The following is a 21,833-nucleotide window of genomic DNA, read 5'->3' on the forward strand; positions in this document are numbered from 1 at the left end:
AAGAATTGATAAAACGCAAAGGAACGCCTTCGCATTGGCGTAGCCTCTCGTAGAGAAGCGTCTCGCAGAGAAGGAAAGCGCAGAGGAGGGGAGAGAAAGCCCTCTGCATACCTTTGCGTTTAACGTCTGCCTGCCTATGCGTTGAAAAAATAAATTATGCAAATTGTTCGATCATTCATCGTTAATCAGCAGAACAATTTTACCTGCCACAGACCCGTTTTCAATCAGTTGGTGCGCCTTAGCCGCTTCTTTCAAAGGAAACTTGTGACTAACGTGGATTTTTAACTTGCCTTCATCGATCCAGGTGGCACATTGTTCGAGAATTTCTGCATGGTGTTGGAGACTCTCTTCCAATCCTAGCAACGCTGGTGTCAGCATTAATTCCAAACCAATGCGGAGATTACGTAGTCTAGCAGTTTTCCAAACAGTATTGGCATCTGGTTCGAGAATCGTCACAATATCGCCATATACTCGCACTGCGGGGAATGTTTTGTGAAAGGTTTCGCCACCTACGGTATTAAAAGCTAAGTCTACGCCTTCGCCGCCAGTCCAATCTAATACCGCTTGCACAAAGTCTGTTTGCTTGTAAAAAATTACATGGTCTGCACCGAGTTCTTTGACGAAATTAGCCTTTTCCTCAGAACCCACTGTGGTGGAAACAGTAGCACCTTTGAGTTTCGCCAATTGAATTGCTACATGACCGACACCACCAGCACCCGCATGAATCAAAACCCGTTCCCCAGGTTGCAATCGTCCCCGTTCATATAAAGCTTCCCAGACGGTGATTAACACCAAAGGCGCTGCTGCTGCTTCTGCAAAGGAGATAGACGCGGGTTTACGTGCCACAAACCGCTGATCCACAACGGTATATTCAGCATAATTTCCTTGGTGTGCGCCCAAGCCGCCATAGCAAAAATATACCTCATCGCCTGGGCGAAAACGCTGAACGCCAGCACCTACCGCTTCGACTATACCTGCACCATCACATCCTAAAATTGTCGGCAGGCGATCGGGGTAGAAAGTGCCTCGGCTACGAAGTTTAGTGTCAATGGGGTTAATGCCAGCCGCCACCAAACGTATTAAGAGTTCAGTATTACCTACAGGAACAACAGGGTTTGGCACTTCCTGTACTTGCAGAACTTCCGAACTGCCAGCTGCTGTCATCAAGACTGCTTTCACAACTCTTTCCTCCTGGCTTTAGATGCACGTTCATTTGCAACTTTAGCGCAAGAGGGTGGATACAGAGCTATGTTTTAGGGAAAACTGCGTAGGCGTAGCCCGTCGTAGACATCGCCCTAACGCTATAATAAACGTACATTTAAATGTACACTTATCTAGATGCCAAAATACCTAAGCATAACTGAAGCTCGACGACAATTGCTAGATTTGCCAGATGAATTGAAAGATGAGCCAGTGATCATCACCAAGCATGGTAAGCCCGTGATGGCAGCACTTAGTTTTGAGCAATTTGAATCTCTGTTGGAAACCCTAGCAATTTTATCTGATCGGGAGTTTGCCCATCAGCTACGGGAGAGTATAGGCCAGGGAGAACGGGGAGAAACCATTAACTGGAAGGAAGTCAAAGCCCAACTTGGACTCTGAGACACCGCAACCCACCAATATAGAATATGAAATTCAACTGACACCGCTAGCTTTAGAAATGTTGACTAGTGTTAAAGATCAGCGTCATCAGAAATCTTTGAGCGACAGAATCGATAAACTCAAAATAGATCCAGAAAAGCAGGGAAAACCTCTCGTTGACAAGCTTAAGGGATATCGCAGTGTCAGGGCTGTGGGTCAACGCTACAGAATTATTAATAAAGTAGAGCTAGAAAAAGTCGTGGTTTTAGTGGTTGGGGTAGGACTACGGAAAGAGGGTGACAAAGGGGACATTTATCCACTCTTGCAGAGATTGTTGGAGGAATGAGTAATGTCTGACGATAAGCTTCTTTGCATATAAGCACTTATAAAAAAGTGGTTTCGGATTTGAACCGCGTCCCTTGCGCCTCTGGCAGAGAAGGGGATGAAGTAAAAAGGAAGGGGCGATGCCTGCGGCGGTAAACTACGCGTTTTTGATTAGCAAATTATACAAGGGGCGATTACTTTTGGTAATGTTATTTGTATCCCCAAGATTAGTAATTTGGGGAATTCTGCATACTTACTCGTCGGTGAACTGACGCAATGTAACAAATACTATTTGTATTTAAGTATTATATGTTACTTTAGTCATATCTTTATGTTCACCAAAGGAGTTTAAGTAAAATTGTTTAACAGTAAAAGGAATTTATGACTAAACTCTCCATAGAGCAAATGCTTTACTTGCTTTACACAGTTGCTTACTCAGATGAGGGTACGGTAACTCAAGGTACTGTCAAAGAGCATTTGTCTAAAGAACTCAAAAAACATGCTGATGATATATACAACACTCTATACCAGCAAAATTTACTAGATTCTCCGAAGAGAAGGCGGATTTCAGTCACAGAAGAGGGCAGGAAAGCGCTTGTTGCCAATCTACAAACTACAGACTACGAATTCGACTCTTCAAAAGGGCAAAAAGTTCTAAACACTCTTCTGCATTGCCTTAAACTGACATCGTTGAAAGACTATGTATCTTCTATGACTATAGAAGATATGGACTTTGACACATTCGTAGAAAAGTTTAAAGAACTATATTTTGCTGAAAGAAAGCAACAAGAATTGCGTGGCGTTGTTGCTATTTACAGTCGAGATATTGGTCGGAAATTTAGGGAGAATCACCCTATTTCTCAATCTACATTGGATAACTACTTCAATACACTTAAATTGACTGGAAAAGTTTTTGCTGTTACCGAAAAAGAAGAAGAAATAATTCAGTGGGTGGAGTAAATAATGCCAGAAGATGCAGGTAAGAAAAAATTTATAAAAGACTTTTTGCAACAAGTTAAAGGAGGTGAAGGTTTCATAGAAGATATTTGGATTGAGCGTGTTGTTAGACCTCCAGGATCAGATGGTGAGGGATCTACCGCCCTCAGTCTTTCTATGCGATCAATATCTAATATAACTCAGTTACTGGAAGATGATCTAAGATATACCTTTGATGAGGGCTACTTTGCCTTTAGATTTGTTGCAGCGGCGCTTGGTAGTGGTAAGACTTCACTTCTAACTTATTTACATGAATTAACCAAGACTCAACGTAATTACAGAAGTCTTTCTTTAATAGTTCGCTTCCCACTTTCTGACTTGTTAAGAATAGGTGGAGCTCATAACTTTGGCATCAAATTATACTGTTATATATTAGCTCACACTTTCTGGGAGTTACTACACAACCAAAACTTATCTCCGTCAGTTAAAGAAGTCGCAAAGCGTATTCTTAGCGATTTATTAGAAAGAAGCCAAGTTGCTGAACTTGAATCGGCAAAAAATTTCAAAATTCAATTTTATCCTAAGTTTAACAAGTATCTTGTTGACAGTGGAGTTAGTTTTGAAGATTTTTTCTTTTATGTTATCTCTGAGGTCGCAGCTTTAGAGCCAGCTTTTACCTTTGTATACCTTACAGATGAGCTAGATCATCTCCAAGAATATCCCAATTACATTCTAGACACTAGATCACTTTTTAAGGCATTAATTAAGGGAGTGCGCCAGCAGTTTAATTCAAAAGTAAATCTGCTAATCTATCTGGTAGGCACTACAGATAATGTAAAAGGTTTTATTGCTGGAGATATTATATTAGAAAGCATCGTAGATAGAGCGGTTATTAATCTACATAAGGGCTATAGCAACGAGCTTGAGATGATCAGAGCTAAGATTGATGAGCGGATTCAAGGTGCTTATCAGGGATATAATAATTTTGCAAAAGCATGGGAAGAAATTAAAAATATCCCCTTGAACCCTACTAATAATTTAAGGAAGTTTTGCCAGGACTACGCATCATCAGTACTGGAAATACATGAAAGATATTTTAGCGAAGCACCTGAGCAAGTCTTTGAAGGCAATGCCCGCGAGTTAGTGGAAGCGCAGTGTAGAACAAAGTGGGCAAGTTATTTGAGTAAATCTGCATATACTTTATCAGCAGTTTCAACTACAACTGTGCTATCAGGTCATGCATTTGACTGCTACGTGGAATTGTTGCATAACCGTACAAGTGTAGCTAGAGCTTTTGGTGAAGCAAAAAACTATGAGCTTTTGAGCGGACACTTGCAGACGTTTGAGAAATGGTTAAGTGATGTTAATTTCAAGCCAGGTGCAAACCCACCTGATCTGGCTTTTATGATTGCTCCTTCATGCCCATCTCTTTTACAAAGAAAGCTAGAGCTTAAAAATATTCAATTTATTGAATCTAAAAAAGTAGCTCCACCACCTAAAGTAGACACGCCACTGCCGCCACCGCCACCACCGCCACCACCGCCATCACCACCATCTACTGCTATCAATATTAATAAGGCTGACAAAGATAGACTTATTGTTGCTTTCAAGGGTACAGGTATAAAACAAACAACTATCGATAAGCTAATAAACCTTAGACGACGTGAAAGTTATATTCATTTAGAAAGTCTGGCATCTGATCTAAAATTTACCGGTGCAGTGAGAAAAAAACTCCAAGAAAAATTGGATAAAGGGGAGATTTGCTTTTGAAAGGAGCGATAATTCTTTAGAAGGGGTGGAAAAATGCGATCGCATATCTCTATCTTAACAACGTAATGTCTGATGACAAACGACTCCGTGTCTACGTCCCTACGTCAATTTTGAAAAAAGAAAAAAACCGTGAAATATAGTGTTTCACGGCTTTCGGTGTGGTGTGAGGAGCTTAACTAAATATCATGATAAAGTAACTGCCCAACAACAACGCACTCGTAACAATTTTGGTAACAGACTTTTTTGGCGATGACACTCTCAGGCGTAAGGTGTGATGAGATTACAGCCTACTAACCCAAAGGATATTGATTTCATCCTCACTCAAGAAGCCAGTCTGAAGGGTGAGTTTCAAATTTGACTCCTTCTAACTTTAATCCTTTAGTTCACCTTAGAGCAAAGCACCACCACAATTAGAACCACACCCAGCAATCTCTTAAACATGGTACAAATATATTCAAATTTTCTAACCTTGCAATAATCTGTAGGTTATTCCACTAATAATTGCGGCAGTTGGTAAAGTTAAAATCCACGATAGTAGTATCTGATAAAAAACACGCATATTAGATTTTTTGCCAATCAAAGCCACGCCAAAAATAGAACCAACTGAAACATGATTGGTGGAAATTGGAAGCCCAAACCGACTAGCTGCAATGACTAGAACTCCAGTTACTATATTTGCTGATAAGCCTTGAATATGATTCATTGAGGTAATCTTTTCACTCATGGTTACTGCAACTTTTTGGGAGTTTAGTAAACCGCCAAGTGCCATTGCGATCGCTATCGTGATCATTCCTCCCTGAATCGAGAAATACTCAATAATTAGGATGAGTGAAACAATCTTAGGAGGATCATTTAATCCTCTAGCAAAACTGACAATTCCAGCGCTGATAAAATGACAAGTATCAATCATTTTCTGATTGACTGGTAGAAGCCATTTTGAATTGATATAGTTAGATAAGCTGTAAATTCCTGCTCCCAAGGGAATAGCAATGATTGGACTGAGTAATAGAGGCAAAATAAAGGAAGTTCCCAAAGCTGCAAAATTAACTTTGAGTCCGATCGCTACTAATCCGGCGCCAACAATAGCACCTGTTAAACTGTGAGTTGTCGAAATGGGAAACCCCATGAGGGTGGCTATAAGCACTGTTAAACCAGCCGCGATCGCTACTGCCATATGAAACTCTGGGGCGTTAGCGATCGCATCAGGCACTAGTCCTTTTCCAGAGAAGTTTTTAATTAGTGTACTTGCCAAAAAAGTCGCAGTTACTGCACCAGTCAAAGTTATAAAACTTGCCCACAAAATTGCTGTTTGATAGCTGCTGGTTCGGCTACCAAACAACGTTACTACCCCTTTAAAGTTGTCATTCGCACCATTGGAATATGCTAAAAAAAGCGTAGCGATAAATAGACTAATTAACAACATTTTGGGGTTTATAAATTAACAGCAACCACTACCGCTTTAGTGCCAGGTCGAATTCGTAACAATTATTTCTGCTGGCTTTATAGCCGCAAGTTTACCAGCGGTTTGATCACACACTGCTGCAGGAATACCGCGCTGAAGTAAATGGCCTGCTGAATCATCGAAGAAGGGTTCCAATCCAGCATAAATTGCTGTTTTTCCCGTGAAGATACAAGCACCATCTTCTGGAATAGCAACTTTAAAGGAGACAGAATCCAGGCTTTCTAAAAGTAGGTGTTTTTCTAAATTGTAAGTCTGGCAATCTAGTAGACGATAAGGACGACGAGCGCGAATTTCAACTTGACTAAAGCCAGCATTTGTAATCCGTTCAGTATACTCGACTTTGAGGCATCTACGTTAGTCTAAATTTAACACTGGGATTGGGGACTAGGAAAGAAGTAGGGGGAGCAGGGGGAGAATAATAATTCCTAACTCTTGACTAATGACTAATGACTAATGCCCAATTCAATCATGCAACGTGTAGCCGACACCACTCACAGTTTGAATCAGGCACTTTTCGTTATTGGCTTCAAGTTTTAGACGCAGGTAACGAATGTAAGCTTCGATGATGTTGGCATCACCCATGAAGTTGTAACCCCAGACTTCTTCTAAAATGCGATCGCATGTAATTACCTGTCGTGGATGGGACAGTAAATATTCTAGTAAATCAAATTCCTTAGCAGTTAACTCAATTAACCGCTGATCTCGGTACACTTGGCGCGTGCGACGATTTAAACTCAGGTCTTCAAATTCTAAAACATCTGCGGCGTCTGCTTGGTGGCTTCTTCGCAGGTGGGTGCGGACTCTGGCTAATAATTCATCAACGCTGAAGGGTTTAACGAGGTAATCATCAGCACCAGCGTCTAAGCCTGCAATGCGATCGCTCACTTCATCTTTGACGGTTAATAAGATTATCGGCACTTTATCACTAATACTTCGCAGGCGGCGGCAAATTTCCAACCCCGACAAACCTGGCAACATCCAGTCTAAAATTACTAAATCTAGATGTAACTTACGCGCTGCGGTGAGTGCAGTTAATCCATCGTAGGCAATACTGACTTGATAGCCTTCATAATTCAATTCCAATTCGACAAATCGTGCCAGTTTGACTTCATCTTCAACCAGTAAGATGTGCGTCATGATGATGTTAATGATTTCAGCAGGGTATGGTAAGCAACAATACGGTCTGGAAACACTGTCTTCGAGGTGCCGGCTACTGAATAGCCAAACATCTAAATTAGGTGTACGTTAGCTTAGTATAAACCTAAGTAAGTAACAACCGTAAGTCTGCAAATACTGATGGCTGCTTGATCAAAGAACGATCCAACTGGCTATTAGCAATAGGCTGTGACATCTTCACCGCATTCATCGGCAAGATAACAGAGCGCTTTAAAACGCAAACCAACCACTTCCTCGTATAGGGGATTTAATTTACACATCGGAGGAATGTGAAATAGCTTCCGACCAAACAGCGTCATGTCTCGCTCAAAGGGACACTGAGCAGGAATAGCTTTGCACAGGAAATGAGCCAATTTGGAGTTATGAATTTCTATTTTTTCCAACCACTCCCGGACTGGGTGCAGTAGCTCATTGTGTAACCGGACTTGAATAAAGCTTGTCATAATTGTTCACCTTGATAATTTCAAACTAGATTGAGTCTGTTGTATTTGAACCTCTATAAATACATACGCTTAGGTTCTATAGTTTTATGCAGTGATTGCTCGTTCTTTGGTTCTCTACAGAGATAGAATGAGTCTCTAGGCACACTTTTAACTACACATCCGATTGCCAAAATTCCGGATGATTTAGACCATTCCCAAAATTTTTGCAATCAATGAATCGGCTATAGAGACTTACATCTGTACGCCTCTAGCAACGTATTTTTAACAAGAATTTTGTGAAATAGTATTGTGCCAAACGCTAGGCTAGATATTGCTGGACTGCAAAGCTATAACCAACTTCTTTGGAGGCGCAGCTAAACTTACCCTAAAAAAGCATCAAGCTTCAAGGAAGCTTTGAAAACTGATGACTGATAACTTTTTTAGTAACAAAAAGCTACTTTTTGACCGATGGGCACCAAGTTACGACTGGCTCTTTCCTTCAGTATTTTATCAAGCCGTCCACAAACGGTTACTGGAGTACGTCGATTTACCAGAGTCAGCAAATGTACTTGATATCGGCTGTGGTACTGGACGCTTACTTGACCGCCTTGCTACTCAGTTTCCCTACCTACAAGGCACCGGATTGGATTTCTCTGCGAATATGTTGCGGGTAGCAAGGCAGAGCAACTACCACCGTCCACGTTTAATTTATATTGAGGGCAAAGCTGAGTCTCTTCCCTTTGCTGATGGTCAATTTGATGCTGTTTTCAGCACTATCAGCTTCTTGCACTATTTGGAACCTAAACAGGTGGTTAGTGAGATAGCACGGGTACTTTCTGCTGATGGACGCTTCTATTTGGTTGACATTACTTCCAAAAAAGAGACAGAACCTCAATTATTGCCAGTCTCTCCCCGTGGAATTAGACTCTATAGTCCTAATCAACGACAACTTCTTGGCTCCTCTGCTGGGCTATTGTGTTTGAATCACCACTATTTACTAGGGCCTGTCTTACTAACGATTTTTGCTAAACCTCCGTTGGATTGATGGATAACTTTCTCCCCTTAAAAAAGCTTGCTTCAATTCCCTCCTTTTTAAGGAGGGTTAGGGAGGATCAAGCCTTAACTGACCTCGATATTCCATGAACAACACAGGAACTCTGAGCAGCCTTTTAGCTAATTGCGAGAATCTAAATTTGCCCTTGAGCGTAGACAAGCCTCTTGTGCTGGGAAATTGTGGCAAGTCTTCAAAAGATATTGGCACAAAGTCAAAGCGACTGTAAAACTGCGCCAATCGTTCACCTAAACATTCAAGATAAAGTGGTTGTGTTGCGGTATTAATCAAATGCTGCGTTAGCAAAGTACCCAAACCGCGACCTCTCCAAGCTGATGCAACGACCAAACTACCAAGTTCTTGTGCCCCTGAGAAATTACGTAGCTGTCCACAAGCAACGAGATTCTCATCGCATTCAATTACCCAAAATTGCTGCCAATTTAATTGGGTTGGGTCAAGTTTCGCTGAAAATACCAGCAATCGAATCGACCACTGATCCCCAGAGATTGCCTTGCGAAGGACACATCCAGATGGTAACGATAGATTACTCTGGTTCATTAATTACACTTAGATAGTTTGTATCACAATTATCACACCATATTATTCACTCAGATCCATTTAGATCATTTGCCATTTCCTGTCAACTATCAATAAAGCAATTTCAAAAGCATCTTGGACATCAAACCCGTTCCAAGTTCTCCCTTTACGACAGCAAGCGTTCTAAGGTTAACAAATTCTATATTTATGGATTTTTGTCAGCATACATGAGTAGTACTAAACAATACTTCCGATAGAGGTGGGAATCAGCCATAACTATATTCTAGATAGATGCACTCAAACCCCGAATCTTCTTAAGATAATGCCAATAATAAATGATTAGGAATGTAATCATGGCTGAAGAACAAAAACAAAAATCTGATAATCAAGAAGCTACGCCCAGTTCTTCTGGTGGCTACCAAACCCCCGTTGACGAAAGTATCCGCAAAACTGGCGATGCTGAAAAGAGTGATGCTAAACCCTCTGCTAAACCAGAAGCACCAGGAGAAGATGGTATAGCAGGTAGCCCCAATCAGGGAACTGAGTCACGTTAATTGGTTTGAACTTTGCCAAGTTTCAATAATCTAATTGAGTTTTTTCTAGTAACCCGGATTTAGTAAACTTTGAGTGGATAGTTGTGATTTATATCACGATTATCCACTTATTTTGTTGTGTGAGAATCGTTTTTAGGAAGGGTGAGGGCTGGTGTGGTAAGTATGTAGGCGCAGCCCAACCTAAGCACCGATTTCGTATTACACTATTAAGTGCTATTTTATACTTTATATTTTTGGTTTTACTCCATACAGAAGAAATGATTTTCCTTACATTTAGTTATGGATTTGACATTAATATCCCTAAGTATAATATCTGAAGTTTGTCAGCACAGCGTCAAGCAGAAATCACCTATCCCTGAAAATCTGCTCAACTTCACGATTCTTAATCATGCCAGCTTCCTCCTGTAGCTGACAGAAGTTCCACAATCCAATAGGCTGATCTTAAAGCGGTGATTTTTCACAAAGTTCATCTGCTCAAAAAAATAGGCTTTGTTGGCTAGCATTTTTTGATGACCATGTGCAACATATTGCCTATCCTCTATCATTACTTAGTCGTTAATAACTACCTATACAGAAAATGCCCCTTAAAATCGTCCAGAACTTTGATGGCAGTTTTACTCTTGAAGCACAAGCTCAAGAAACTCTATTCAATTTATTGACAAGCGTTGCTTTCTTAAACCAAATTTGTCAACAGTTGCGGTGTGAGCAAGTTAAATTTACAGAATTACTTTTCCAACCAGTTCCTTACAGCTTAACTACCACTAAAGGAATGCCAGCAGAATTTGAAAAATACCATGAATCTGATGAGTATGCCATCATCAACGTTCCACCAAATTTCATGTTTAGTGCTAAGATTTTTAAACCCAGTCGCCTTTGTGCCATTTACCAGAAATTGGGTAATGGATAATTATCTTGATAATTTTTACCTAATTAGCAATTCTCAATTCTGAAGGCAAATAGTAAGTTTGATATTTGATGTATGGTGGAAACGAATCTTTCTTCTTTGGCAACCCTGGAATACATTCCTTACATTGACGATCGCGGTCAATTACCCGAACAATTTCAGGGTAAAATCGGGGTATATGCTATTTTTAACCAAGAAAAAGTACTCCAATTTGTCGGATACTCCCGTGATGTTTATCTCAGCCTCAAGCAGCATTTAGTCCGTCAGCCACAGCAATCCTATTGGGTCAAAGTTCAAACTATTGAACGCCCTAGTCGCACAATTTTAGAAAATATTGAGAATGCTTGGATTGCTGAAAATGGCAGTGTGCCTTGGGGAAATGGGGAGAACAAAGAAAAATGGACTAATCCCATTGATGTCAAAGTGGTAATGACACCTGAAGAACAGGCAAAATATCAAAATCCTGCTAATGATGAATTAGCACAAATAAAAATTATTAAAAATGTGGCACGGAGAGTAGAAGCAGAAATTTCAATGCAATTGCTAGAAGGGCGTGGTTTGCAAATGCAAATTCGCTTCAATCCTAAATTGAAAGAAGAAGGTTTACTAGATTTGAAATGAAGGTAGTTATGGGGAAAACTATCTTAGCAATATCGCTTGTAATCTCCCATGACAATACACCTGCTGAATTCAAGTTATCCGCACACTGGGCGCTGGTGGGTTTGGTGAAACCTATCTAGCAGAAGATACCTATATGCCTTCAAAGCGCCGTTGTGTGGTTAAACAGCTAATGACCGATTCACAACAATCCCCAAATTTACCAGTTAGTGCAAGAGAGGTTTCAACGGGAAGCAGCTATTTTAGAAGAATTCGGTGGCGCAAATGACCAAATCCCGGCATTGTATGCCTACTTCTTCTCAAGGGGACAATTTTACTTAGTTCAAGAGTGGATTCAAGGCGATACCCTAACTGGAAAAGTCCAGAAGCAGGGGCTATTTAGTGAAGGCGCTGTCCAGGAATTATTCATGAATTTATTACCCGTCCTGGATTATGTTCACTCTAGGCATATCGTTCACCGCGATACTAAACCGGATAACATCATTGTGCGTCATCGGGACGGTAAACCAGTGCTGATTGATTTTGGTGCTGTACGAGAATGCGAAATTCGATTTTTGCCAGTCATGGTCGCCGTTTTGATACTCCTGAATTACAAGATTACTTTAATAACCAACCCTGGTATCGTCCTATATATTTAGCAAAAGCATTTCCACCTAAATTGCTGTCAAAATTAGAGCAACAGAATGTAGAGTATATCAGCAAATCTCAAGATCGTTACGGCTTGAGATATTTTAAGAAATAAGTTTTTCATAATTATACCATTTCACAAAATACCTGATATATATCAGTAGGGGCGTACTGCTGTACGCCCTTAGATCCGATGCATTTTTTGCAAATATTCTTCTAAAGGCTGTAAGTCCTAAGTATATTAGCTTGGACTTATCAAACGGTTTCTTGCTACTTATTAGATAATATCTAGGTTGGATAGTGTAACATATCGGACAGATTACTGGATATTTAATAGCCTAAAATCGCTAGATATTTAGAGGCTAATCTTAGTGAAGACTATATGGAATCAGAGAGAAACTGTGTTTTTCTCCCCCAAAGTCCATCTCTAGATACTAGGCAGTTTCAGAACCAGGCATTTCTATTTAATATATAAAATTGCTATATCCAAGATTAGCAATCCATAAGTTAAAAAAATGCCATCTTTATATTTTCTTTGTTATTTTGTATTTAACGGGACAGTTCTTCCTGATTTGGTGGGTTTAAATAACAATTAGTTAAACGATTTCCCCCCAAAGATGCATGTAAATTCTTTGTATTGTGCTTATTATGCTTCCTAATTTACAAGCACAATGCAAATTGACCATACAGATTGCATGGTAATATCCCCAATCGGCAAATAATTCATCTACTCCAGAAAAACCTTGTCTACGACTATGCTTAAAACAAAAAATCGACGTATTTTTCTGCCTGCTTTTATTAGCCCTTTAGAAGAAAAGGATCAAACAGTCCGTAAAAAACAATTTGCTCTACCTAAATTAGATTTACTGCAACCATTACGTCAATGGCTCGACAAAATTGAGATTCAGAATCGGAAGTTAGCTAAATTTATTGCTAAACTGATTCCCGCTCAGTGTCCATTCGAGCGTGATATCATGCTTTTTGGTCGCACAATAGGTCACATTCCGCCAATGTGCAAGCTCAATCCGCTTTATAACGAACTTGTCTACTTGCGTTTTCGCGCTTTGTGTTATCTAGTAGATCAGTGTGGAGAGGATATTCAATCCTACTGCTGAAGATAACTAGAGAAAACACAATATGGAAATTAAAATTGAGCATCAACCCAAGACTTGAACGTCTCAATGAATTGGGTGTCTCTAAATGGGAAATTTGGAAAAAGGAAATATCAAAATTCCCTTGGACTTATGATTCTCAAGAAACTTGCTACTTTTTGGAAGGTGATGTAGTTGTTACTCCTGATGGTGGACAGCCAGTGCAAATGGGTAAAGGCGATTTAGTAATTTTTCCCGCTGGAATGTCTTGCATATGGGAAATTACAAGTAACGTAAAAAAGCATTATTACTTTGATTAATCAAGATTAGAGATTGATCCCCTTTATTTTCTTGATGATCCAGAAAACTAACATTTCATAACTCAATGGTAAATCATTTCTGATAAACAAGATCCCCGGCTTCTCAAAGAAGCCGGGGATCTGTGGCTTGCAATTCTTAGAAGATATTTTAAAAGTCCTCTTGTTGGTAGGAAAACGTTTTAAATCCTCCTAAATCCACGCCACGTGCTAAAGAGCGGGAACAGGGGGTTTCCCCCTTTCCTCGACTGGCGTCGGCTAGGGGGGATCAATAAGTGCTTAAAATCACAGCCAACTACTTTTAAAACAACCTCTCACAAATCAAAATCGTAGCGATCCCCGCCACAGGAAAGCCAGGGAGTTCATAATCGTGTTAGTGGGAGTTTAGTTACAGAAGATGCTGTTTAGCAGAAAAAGGTTTCGTCCCACCGCAATTTTATTGAGGAAAATCATTAAAAATGTTACTACATTTAAGTACTTGGCAAGAAGTCGAAGCTTATTTACAGCAGTCAAAGGGGATTATTTTCCCTATTGGTTCCACAGAACAACACGGGCCAACGGGGTTAATTGGTACTGATGCGATTTGTGCAGAAGCGATCGCAGCTGGTGTGGGTGATGCAACTGGCGCGATCGTTGGCCCTACAATCAATGTGGGGATGGCACTGCACCATACTTCCTTTCCTGGCACAATCAGTCTGCGCCCCAGCACTTTAATTCAAGTAGTGCGAGATTATGTAACTTGTTTAGCCAAAGCTGGTTTTAGCAAGTTCTACTTTATTAACGGACATGGCGGTAACATCGCCACCCTGAAAGCGGCTTTCTCGGAAACTTACGCCCATTTAGAAGATTTGCAGATTAACAATGCTCAACAGGTGCAATGTCAAGTCGCAAACTGGTTTATGTGCGGTTCTGTATATAAGCTAGCTAAAGAGTTATATGGGGATCAAGAAGGTTCTCATGCAACGCCAAGTGAAGTAGCCCTTACCCAGTACGTTTATCCAAATGCGATTAAGCAAGCGCCTCTTTCACCAGAAGTTGCAAGCGGACACAGGATTTATAGCGCAGCTGACTTTCGAGTGCGTTATCCAGATGGACGCATGGGATCAAATCCGGCTTTAGCAACGCCTGAACATGGTAAACAACTTTATGATTTGGCGGTGAAAGAACTCAGCAATGGGTATTTAGAATTTGTGAACGCAGAATAAAACTCATGCAAAGACATTGTAGAGATGCGAGTCAAATTGCGTCTCTGCATAAAATAGCAATCCTGAATCAAATGTGCAGAAACATGATCCCCGATTTTTTTGAAAAGTCGGGGATCTGCAATTTGCAATTCTGACAATTTAAATCAGATTGCTAAATATCTTGATAATAGTTATTTGAAAAATCGTAAAATGAGGCAATAGATTAATTATTAAGACTGAAAACCGCAATTGATAAAAACATCGTGATTAACGGCTACGAAAATATTTTAACTGATTTAATCAAACTTCTCGAATCATCTCGTCGTGCAGCGGCTCGTTCAGTCAATGCAATCATGACAGCTACTTACTGGGAAATTGGACGACGGATTGTAGAACTTGAGCAGGGTGGAGAGAAGCGAGCCGAATATGGAGCAGCAGTCATAAAAAGGCTTTCAGAAGATTTAACAGCCAAATATAGCAAAGGTTTTTCTGAGCGTAATTTAGAGTTAATGCGTCGTTTTTATCTCGAATGGCAAATTTCGCAAACACTGTCTGCGGAATCTAATAAGTGCCGCAAATAGAGTTACCGCAAAAATAATTACAACATGGTCTTGACCATGATCAAAACTAACTGGTGCCATCTCCAGCCTCATGTGCCCCTTATAGTAGTAACTCTTTGCCTTCTCGTTGAGCAAGTTAGCGATCGCTTGCTCATACTCTTGCCAAGAAGCACAAATCCATATATCTGTCGGTAACTGGGTCTGAGTTTCACTCATTGTCTAACCCTTCTGCCAGTAATCTATATTTCTTGTAACTCAAATTCTAAACTTCTAGCTCAACTCCTTAATCTCTGAAGTCAAATGTCCGAGTTCTGAAGGGGATATTTGACCTTCTGAAGTCCAAGTTTCGTGTTCAGAGGGTGAGGCTTGGAGTTCAGAAGGGGAAGTTTCAGGCTTTTTGCTCGGATGTTGAAGTTCTGAGGTCGAAACTTCGGGTTCTGAGGTGCAACTTTCGAGTTCTGAGCTTGAAACTTGAGGGTTTGAGGTTGGATGATGGAGATTGGAAGGCGATGATACTTTAAACTTTCATGAAACTCCTACATCATTCAAGCATTCATCAACTAAAGGAGTTTGCATCCGAATAGCAATATACCAGTAGTCTCGAAGACCAGGTTGTATCTGTCTTCCCTCAGCCCGAACAGCTTCAGTCTGAGTACGCCAACGCTTTCTCCGCATTCTGTCTTCAAATGGCTCTCTTTTGGGAACATCCCCCTCAGAAGAATAAAGGTAAACAATTCGTAAGGCACATTTAATTCTGTCAAGAAACATACTTGTTGAAGTACTAGACCAGCAATGATCTATTACTTTTACTACGTCTAAAATCGCAGTAGCACAGTGCATCGAATCAACTGTTGCTGCTGCGCTAGCGTGTTGCATATTATTTCTTGTATTGCGATAACCTACAACTCTGATTTTTAAATCTGCGGCTAAAATGACACCTGGAGCAGTACAAGCATCATGAAAGTTACAGGTCATATCAAATCGATGATTGTGCTGCTTTGCTTTTGTCTTACAGGTCATCTCAACAAGGTTATCACAAAGGATAAAAGCAGCCCTTTCTCGATGACGCACTCCTGAAAAGTAAATTTCTAAAATTGATTCAAGAGCATCAATTATTTCAGGAGGTGTAGACATTTATAAATTTAACCTCCTAAGATTATTTGCTCAACTTGGTGTTTGGCTCGTTCTAACAAAGTCTTGGCTTCTTGTAGAGTCTTTTCAGCTTCTCTTATCTTGACTTCAACTTGCTTTTGTAAATCAAGAGATGCTATCGGGATAATAATCTTCTCTAGACAGTAATAAGGTAGAGCATCACGAGTTGCACCGTATGCTTCTCTATCAGTTTGTAAGAGTCCGGCTTTTGAGTTGAGAAATACTGATAAATAGTAAGGATTAATTTGAGCATTATGTATTCGTAATCGAACACTGTGTTGATTCATATTGGCGAATAGAAGGCTATCAGGTATAACAGCAGCAGTCCCAATACGCCCAGTAATTGTTATCAAAACATCTCCCGGTTGAAGTTGAGAACGTTTAAGAATGCCATTATGAATTTTTTCATCAATGTAGACGACATCATCAAAATCCAACCGATTCTTAGTTACATTTTGAATCCGTATAAAAGGAATACCTTCATCTAAATATTTTGCTCCAGATGGAGTTGCACCGTTGGAAAAACTTACTAAATAACCCAATTTACTATGAGGTATCTTGTGAAGGTAATTTATTAAAACTGTATACTTAGGGTTATAATACTCAGCATCCAACCGATCGCTCTCTACAGTCTCACTAAAATTTGCTACATAGCTTTTCTGTGTAGAGAGGTCGAGGTTATCTAGCCCAAGTTCATGCAGCAACAAAGCCTCAGCTTCAGCATAGAGAGACTCAGAATCTTTTTGACACTGGTGAGCATCTTTAATTAATGCTTCAACTTCTTTAGCTTGCTGATTATCAACTTTTGGGACTGGAAAATATTTCAGATCTGGCAAGATTAAACCTTGCTGTACGGCTCCTCGAACTCTTCTGTATATTTGAGATTTGCCGATATTAGATGCTAAATAAGCGGCTAAAAAATATGGATTAATTGAGTGAGGTCTAATAATTGCTACTTTACAACTTCCAGTTAAATGCTCATGTTTATTAGTAACTAAAGCAACATTACCAACGGTTCCTATTACGGACAGAAGAACATCTCCTTCATACATATGGGAACGATTAAGGGCTTCATATGCTTTATAGGGAATATAAACTGGATTTGAATCTGAAATAAAGAAATTTACTAAATCCTGACCTCTGAGATAGCGGACACCTCCTTCATCAGTAAATTCTTCACTAATTGTTAAATGATTTCCATCAGAAATCATTGCTAAATTTTGTAGGTATCTTGGCTCAAGATTTGATATTTTCTTCTCTTGAAATAAATACTCAGGCTGGTAATATTCGGAATCCAATCGTAAATCTAATGAAAGTTCTAAGTAATTAACAATACTCCAAACTGCCAATGATCAATCCTCCTTTTGCTGAAACTGGCTTAATAACCAAGTTCCAACTTGAGATTGATTAGTTTCACGACTACGGCGTAAAGCTTCTTCTAAAATAGCGATCGCCAATCCAGGCAATACCTGTGATTCTTGAATACGTTTACTGCCTTGATCTGCGATCGCATAAGCAATGATTTGAGCATTTGTCACATCCACTACCCAGTATTCAGCAATACCCAACTCTTCATAGAGCGTAGACGCGAAGCGGCTTGTCGTCAGACATCGCTTTGTTCCCAAGTCATCCAACAGAGATGTTTTAGCAATTTCAATCACTAAATCCGGTGCAGGATACCGATCAAGTTTGACAATTCCTGTACCTGTTGGGATGGCTTGGGCGCGTTCTCTGAGGTAATACGCCACATCGGGCTGACAATCCTGAATACCAGTTTTACGAAAGGTAGTGGTGTCTAAACCTCTTGCTTGAATCCCTTTAAGTGCTGCAAATAGAGTCACCGCAAAAATAATTACAACATGGTCTTGACCATGATCAAAACTAACTGGTGGCATCTCCAGCCTCATATATCCTTTGTAGTAGTAACTCTTTCCCTTCTCGTCGAGCAAGTTGGTAACTATCTGCTCATACTCTTCCCAAGAGGTGTAAATCCATGTATCTGTGGGTAACTGGGTTTGTAAATCACTCATTGCTTAACCCTCCCGTCAAAACGAAAACTTTTGTTTCTTGGCAAAGTCTACAAATGCACTGGCAATTTCATCTAAATCGTGATCGATAATCATGTGTCCATGATCATCAATCATAGGCTTCCCGTCCACCCCCGGCTTGTAAACATATTCACCAGAGTTATCCTTACCACTGTTTTCACTGGTGGCAAAAAATATAGGATAGTCCTTGAGTTGAGGACAGTAGTGCTTAGAATTTGGATCATCGTTCCACTTTTGCAGGAACAAAACACTGGTTTTTGTGCCAGTATGGGGCTTAAAAGTGTTCACATGCAGCCCTACCACTGCTAAAATTCTGGCTCGCTCACTAATCCAAGAACGCACATGAGCATCAGAGATATTATTAAACCGTCCTTGAGGAAGCACAATCGCCATTCGCCCTCCCGGACATAAAAACTCTAAATTCCGCTCGATAAACAACACGTCTCGGCTTTGCTTTGTTTGCCAGCTTCCTGTATTTTCATAGCGTTTGTTGGCAATGGCACTAGCCTGTTGTTGACGTTCTTCTTGATCAGCTAGCGCCTCAACATCAATAGCTTTCCACTTCTTTGCAAGTTCATACTGATACAGGATTTTGCTGTCTACAATATCTCCCGCAAATGGTGGATTAGTCATCAATACATCAAAGTTGAAGTAGCGGAAATTTTCTTTGTTCCACTCAGCATCGGCGCGATTTTCAAATTGTCGTAAGCGGCGGCCTAGCGCAACTCGTATTTCGTCATTCCAATTTCTCGGATCAAGGGTATTGGCTCGATAGACGTTAGTTTTGCCATCACCTGCAATCAAATTAAGCGCTTTCGCAACCTTTACACTCCGGGCATCAAAATCAATGCCATACACCATTTCACTTGCATATTCTGCTTGATCTTTAGTGGGCCCATCTGCTGTCATTTCTCCACCCCAGACGTGAAAAATGGTATGAACTGTAAACCCGCAACTGCCAGCCGCAGTATCAATCATGTACTCTTCCCATTTAGGATTGAGCATTTTGACACTCATATCAATGACATGGCGAGGAGTGAAATATTGCCCCTTCGCTCCCTTGTAAACTTGCGTTACCAAATATTCAAAGGCTTCATCAATGACTTGTAAGTTGGAGTTAAAGAGCTTAATGTCTTGCAAGAACGAAACACACACCGCTAAATGGTCGGGGGTTAAATCCATATTTTCTCCCGGTAGAAATACACCCTGCCATTTTTCCCTAGCTGCATGAAATAGCCGATTAATTTTGTCATATAATTCTTTACGAGTTTCACCAGCCGCCCGAAAATCTACAACTTTACCCGGTCGCCGCTTTGCTTGTGCCTCGTCATAGAGTTTGGCGTAAATTAACTTAAATACCTCTTCAAACTGATCAACTCCAGCGTTTGCTAGAACCAGGTTTTCCAAATCTAAAATTACATCCCGCAGGGAAAGACGTTCTACAACCAGCTTGTTACGTTTCTCAAGCTCTTGTAAAGTCACACGCTCATTAATAACTTCAGCTAGCGTTTGGTTTGCATGAGGTAAATCAGAAATACTGCGGTAGATATTTGGGTCTTCTCGATGCAAAATGACAACTTCACCACCATTTGTCCAAACTGCAATAGGCGCACCTTCAGCATTACAGTAAGATTTCAGTTGTTCTAAACCATCTCGACGCTTCGGCTTCTTGACTTCCACAATAATATATGCAGTGTTGGGATGATCCTTTTCAGAAATCACGATATCTGCTCGTTTATCCCCAACACTAGAGCCAAAATAGACTCCCTTTTCTACAGCAATTCGAGCAGTTGGGTAGCCGTAGGTATGAATTAAACGGTATAAAAACAGTTGGCGAACAATTTCTTCTGGTTTAGCCGGACGCTCTTTACCATCTACGAAATCTCGGAGATAAGGTTTTCCTTTTTTGTCAAAGAGTTGAAGTGCGGCAATTTCTTTTTCTTGATCAAAAATATCTAAAGCATAATCAGTAGATTTTAGGATATCAATTAAGGTATAAATTGGAGTGTTATTATCTGCCATTAACTTAACTTTGATTATCAAAGCCTTCTTATTATCGGCCCACAAGTGCTGAATTATCAACTTTAAGGCTCTGACTCTAAGGTTTCTCGCTACAACGGAAGTAGGAAGAACATAAGTTACATCTTTTTCAACTCAAATTTCCAGTTTTGGAACTAACTCATTAACTTTTTGCTCAAGATGCAAGTACAAAATGACAATCTGAGTGTTAATTGATTGAATTGACTCGATAAATTCTCAATTTTTAGTAATTAAAATACCAACATTGAGCCTCTGAACTCGGAAGTTCGACCTTTTTGCTCGAACGTTGAGCCTCTGAACTCGGAAGTTCGACCTTTTTACTCGAAGGTTGAGCCTCTGAACTCGGAACTTCGACCTTTTTGCTCGAAGGTTGAGCCTCTGAACTCGGAAGTCCGACCTTTTTGCTCGAAGGTTGAGCCTCTGAACTCGGAACTTCGACCTTTTTGCTCGAACGTTGAGCCTCTGAACTCGGAAGTTCTACCTTTTTACTCGAACGTTGAGCCTTTTAACTAAAAAAATGAAGCTCAGAACTCGGAATGTCGTGCTTTTAACTCCAACATTCAAATTCTGAGCTTTAACGTTGCACCTTTTAAGTGCAAGTACTGAGCTATTTTCTACAACGCTGCCTTTTGAGACTTGGATTTTCCAGGTTTACGAGCAAATCGTTGTCCCATTTCCACTACCACTGCATCTAAACCCGCGCCCTGTCCACTGGCTTTGGCGTAGTTATACACCTGCAACGCAGCTGCATAAGCTTCACTACCGACTGCAAGAGATGTATCATCGACTAACTCTTGTAACTGCGTCAACGACAATAACACCGGATACAACGCCTCAAATAATTGCACATCCTTCCGCATCTCTTCCAAGTCGAACGATCGCGGTAAAAACTCTGGATTCTGCGCCGCCACTTCTAATGCTTTGCTGACAAACGCCCGACTCTTATCTCCCATCTTGGGTAAAGTCTTGCGATCATCGGAACTCAAATCAACCAAAAATGGTAGCTTTTCTTTAATGGTGGTAATGGCTTGCAACACAGCATCTCTGTCTGTTTGTGCGAATGTTGCACTAATTGGGGTCGTGGACATAGAAATCACTCTCCAGTAAGTTTCTTAAATCTAGAGTGCCCACATATACAACTAAATTCAATACGCCTGCTTTGCTTAAGACTTGATCCTCCCTAACCCTCCTTTTTAAGGAGGGAATTAGAGCAATGGCAGTTCTTGTAAAAACTCGTCCCCAACTTGATACTTCATTGCAAACAGTTGACAAATTAGTGGTGTTTTAGATGTGTTACTTTGCTCCTAAATTGGTAGCCCAAACTCATCTAATCACCAATCATTGATCAATTCTCATCTGTTTAACCTTATCAGTAGACATCTGGGAAAATTAATTATGCGTTCACTCAAACCCTTGTAGAGACGCGAAATTTCGCGTCTCTACATTCTTTTCTGGAGATGTCTAGTTCATAACGCAAAT

The 21,833-nt window shown here is 40.3% G+C and carries 22 protein-coding genes and 3 pseudogenes; 14 read left to right on the forward strand and 11 right to left on the reverse strand.

Going from position 1 to position 21,833, the window contains the following annotated elements; all coding sequences use genetic code 11:
- Positions 1-171: 171 nt before the first annotated feature.
- Positions 172-1,179 (reverse strand): zinc-dependent alcohol dehydrogenase family protein, encoded by a 1,008-nt coding sequence (locus V7K85_RS31780; RefSeq protein WP_334819985.1) that lies wholly within the window; start codon positions 1,177-1,179, stop codon positions 172-174.
- A 159-nt stretch (positions 1,180-1,338) separates the two neighbouring features.
- Here V7K85_RS31780 and V7K85_RS31785 point away from each other — a divergent pair, with 159 nt between their 5' ends.
- The 4 genes from V7K85_RS31785 to V7K85_RS31800 all read left to right on the forward strand — a co-directional run bounded on the left by V7K85_RS31785 (position 1,339) and on the right by V7K85_RS31800 (position 4,611).
- Positions 1,339-1,602, forward strand: a complete 264-nt coding sequence (locus V7K85_RS31785; RefSeq protein WP_334819987.1) for a type II toxin-antitoxin system Phd/YefM family antitoxin — start codon at positions 1,339-1,341, stop codon at positions 1,600-1,602.
- Entirely contained in the window at positions 1,592-1,927 is a 336-nt protein-coding gene (locus V7K85_RS31790) for a type II toxin-antitoxin system RelE family toxin (RefSeq protein WP_334819988.1), read from the forward strand. The genes V7K85_RS31785 and V7K85_RS31790 overlap by 11 nt, the downstream gene beginning before the upstream one ends.
- 359 nt (positions 1,928-2,286) lie before the next feature.
- Entirely contained in the window at positions 2,287-2,865 is a 579-nt protein-coding gene (locus V7K85_RS31795; RefSeq protein ID WP_334819990.1) for a hypothetical protein, read from the forward strand.
- A gap of 3 nt (positions 2,866-2,868) precedes the next feature.
- Positions 2,869-4,611: a hypothetical protein gene (locus tag V7K85_RS31800; RefSeq protein WP_334819992.1), complete on the forward strand. Its 1,743-nt coding sequence runs from the start codon at positions 2,869-2,871 to the stop codon at positions 4,609-4,611.
- A gap of 463 nt (positions 4,612-5,074) precedes the next feature.
- Here V7K85_RS31800 and V7K85_RS31805 read toward each other — a convergent pair whose 3' ends face one another.
- The 4 genes and pseudogenes from V7K85_RS31805 to V7K85_RS31820 all read right to left on the reverse strand — a co-directional run bounded on the left by V7K85_RS31805 (position 5,075) and on the right by V7K85_RS31820 (position 7,692).
- Positions 5,075-6,034, reverse strand: a complete 960-nt coding sequence (locus V7K85_RS31805) for an inorganic phosphate transporter (RefSeq protein ID WP_334819994.1) — start codon at positions 6,032-6,034, stop codon at positions 5,075-5,077.
- A gap of 36 nt (positions 6,035-6,070) precedes the next feature.
- A pseudogene (locus V7K85_RS31810) lies at positions 6,071-6,409 on the reverse strand (arsenosugar biosynthesis arsenite methyltransferase ArsM); the annotation flags it as partial.
- A 126-nt stretch (positions 6,410-6,535) separates the two neighbouring features.
- Complete coding sequence (locus V7K85_RS31815) at positions 6,536-7,210, reverse strand: response regulator transcription factor (RefSeq protein WP_334819996.1); 675 nt, start codon at positions 7,208-7,210, stop codon at positions 6,536-6,538.
- A 194-nt stretch (positions 7,211-7,404) separates the two neighbouring features.
- Entirely contained in the window at positions 7,405-7,692 is a 288-nt protein-coding gene (locus V7K85_RS31820; protein ID WP_334819998.1) for a Mo-dependent nitrogenase C-terminal domain-containing protein, read from the reverse strand.
- Positions 7,693-8,095: 403 nt separating this feature from the next.
- On the opposite strand from V7K85_RS31820, the gene V7K85_RS31825 reads away from it, so the two are divergent.
- Entirely contained in the window at positions 8,096-8,716 is a 621-nt protein-coding gene (locus V7K85_RS31825; protein WP_334820000.1) for a class I SAM-dependent methyltransferase, read from the forward strand.
- A gap of 57 nt (positions 8,717-8,773) precedes the next feature.
- Here the strand turns inward: V7K85_RS31825 and V7K85_RS31830 are convergent, their stop codons facing one another.
- Positions 8,774-9,280 (reverse strand): GNAT family N-acetyltransferase, encoded by a 507-nt coding sequence (locus tag V7K85_RS31830; RefSeq protein ID WP_334820002.1) that lies wholly within the window; start codon positions 9,278-9,280, stop codon positions 8,774-8,776.
- Positions 9,281-9,612: 332 nt separating this feature from the next.
- Between V7K85_RS31830 and V7K85_RS31835 the strand changes: the two genes are divergently transcribed.
- The 9 genes and pseudogenes from V7K85_RS31835 to V7K85_RS31875 all read left to right on the forward strand — a co-directional run bounded on the left by V7K85_RS31835 (position 9,613) and on the right by V7K85_RS31875 (position 15,135).
- Positions 9,613-9,813 carry a hypothetical protein gene (locus V7K85_RS31835; protein WP_334820005.1) on the forward strand — a complete coding sequence of 67 codons (201 nt, stop codon included), beginning with the start codon at positions 9,613-9,615 and terminating at the stop codon, positions 9,811-9,813.
- Between the two features lie 577 nt (positions 9,814-10,390).
- Positions 10,391-10,720 (forward strand): hypothetical protein, encoded by a 330-nt coding sequence (locus V7K85_RS31840; protein ID WP_334820007.1) that lies wholly within the window; start codon positions 10,391-10,393, stop codon positions 10,718-10,720.
- A 72-nt stretch (positions 10,721-10,792) separates the two neighbouring features.
- On the forward strand, positions 10,793-11,338 hold the full coding sequence (locus tag V7K85_RS31845) for a GIY-YIG nuclease family protein (RefSeq protein WP_334820009.1): 546 nt from the start codon (positions 10,793-10,795) through the stop codon (positions 11,336-11,338).
- 67 nt (positions 11,339-11,405) lie between these two features.
- Positions 11,406-11,874 (forward strand): annotated as a pseudogene (locus V7K85_RS31850) (protein kinase domain-containing protein); the annotation flags it as partial.
- On the forward strand, positions 11,874-12,077 hold the full coding sequence (locus V7K85_RS31855) for a YARHG domain-containing protein (protein ID WP_334820011.1): 204 nt from the start codon (positions 11,874-11,876) through the stop codon (positions 12,075-12,077). The pseudogene V7K85_RS31850 and the gene V7K85_RS31855, both read left to right, overlap by 1 nt.
- 640 nt (positions 12,078-12,717) lie before the next feature.
- Complete coding sequence (locus tag V7K85_RS31860; RefSeq protein ID WP_334820013.1) at positions 12,718-13,077, forward strand: Mo-dependent nitrogenase C-terminal domain-containing protein; 360 nt, start codon at positions 12,718-12,720, stop codon at positions 13,075-13,077.
- A 22-nt stretch (positions 13,078-13,099) separates the two neighbouring features.
- A pseudogene (locus V7K85_RS31865) lies at positions 13,100-13,373 on the forward strand (cupin domain-containing protein).
- 455 nt (positions 13,374-13,828) lie between these two features.
- On the forward strand, positions 13,829-14,575 hold the full coding sequence (locus tag V7K85_RS31870; protein ID WP_334820015.1) for a creatininase family protein: 747 nt from the start codon (positions 13,829-13,831) through the stop codon (positions 14,573-14,575).
- Between the two features lie 242 nt (positions 14,576-14,817).
- Positions 14,818-15,135, forward strand: coding sequence for a DUF1016 N-terminal domain-containing protein (locus V7K85_RS31875; RefSeq protein ID WP_334820017.1), 318 nt, complete (start codon positions 14,818-14,820; stop codon positions 15,133-15,135).
- A 504-nt stretch (positions 15,136-15,639) separates the two neighbouring features.
- Here the strand turns inward: V7K85_RS31875 and V7K85_RS31880 are convergent.
- From V7K85_RS31880 to V7K85_RS31900, 5 genes are all read right to left on the reverse strand, one after another.
- A complete protein-coding gene (locus V7K85_RS31880) occupies positions 15,640-16,248 on the reverse strand; it encodes a hypothetical protein (protein ID WP_334820019.1) in 609 nt (202 codons plus the stop codon).
- A gap of 8 nt (positions 16,249-16,256) precedes the next feature.
- Complete coding sequence (locus V7K85_RS31885; RefSeq protein ID WP_334820021.1) at positions 16,257-17,615, reverse strand: restriction endonuclease subunit S; 1,359 nt, start codon at positions 17,613-17,615, stop codon at positions 16,257-16,259.
- A 3-nt stretch (positions 17,616-17,618) separates the two neighbouring features.
- Positions 17,619-18,296, reverse strand: coding sequence for a Uma2 family endonuclease (locus V7K85_RS31890; RefSeq protein ID WP_334820023.1), 678 nt, complete (start codon positions 18,294-18,296; stop codon positions 17,619-17,621).
- Positions 18,297-18,311: 15 nt separating this feature from the next.
- Positions 18,312-20,336: an N-6 DNA methylase gene (locus V7K85_RS31895; RefSeq protein ID WP_334820025.1), complete on the reverse strand. Its 2,025-nt coding sequence runs from the start codon at positions 20,334-20,336 to the stop codon at positions 18,312-18,314.
- Positions 20,337-20,968: 632 nt separating this feature from the next.
- A complete protein-coding gene (locus V7K85_RS31900) occupies positions 20,969-21,442 on the reverse strand; it encodes a hypothetical protein (RefSeq protein ID WP_334820027.1) in 474 nt (157 codons plus the stop codon).
- Positions 21,443-21,833 lie beyond the last annotated feature (391 nt).

The organism is Nostoc sp. (assembly GCF_036917615.1).
Lineage (GTDB): Bacteria > Cyanobacteriota > Cyanobacteriia > Cyanobacteriales > Nostocaceae > Nostoc.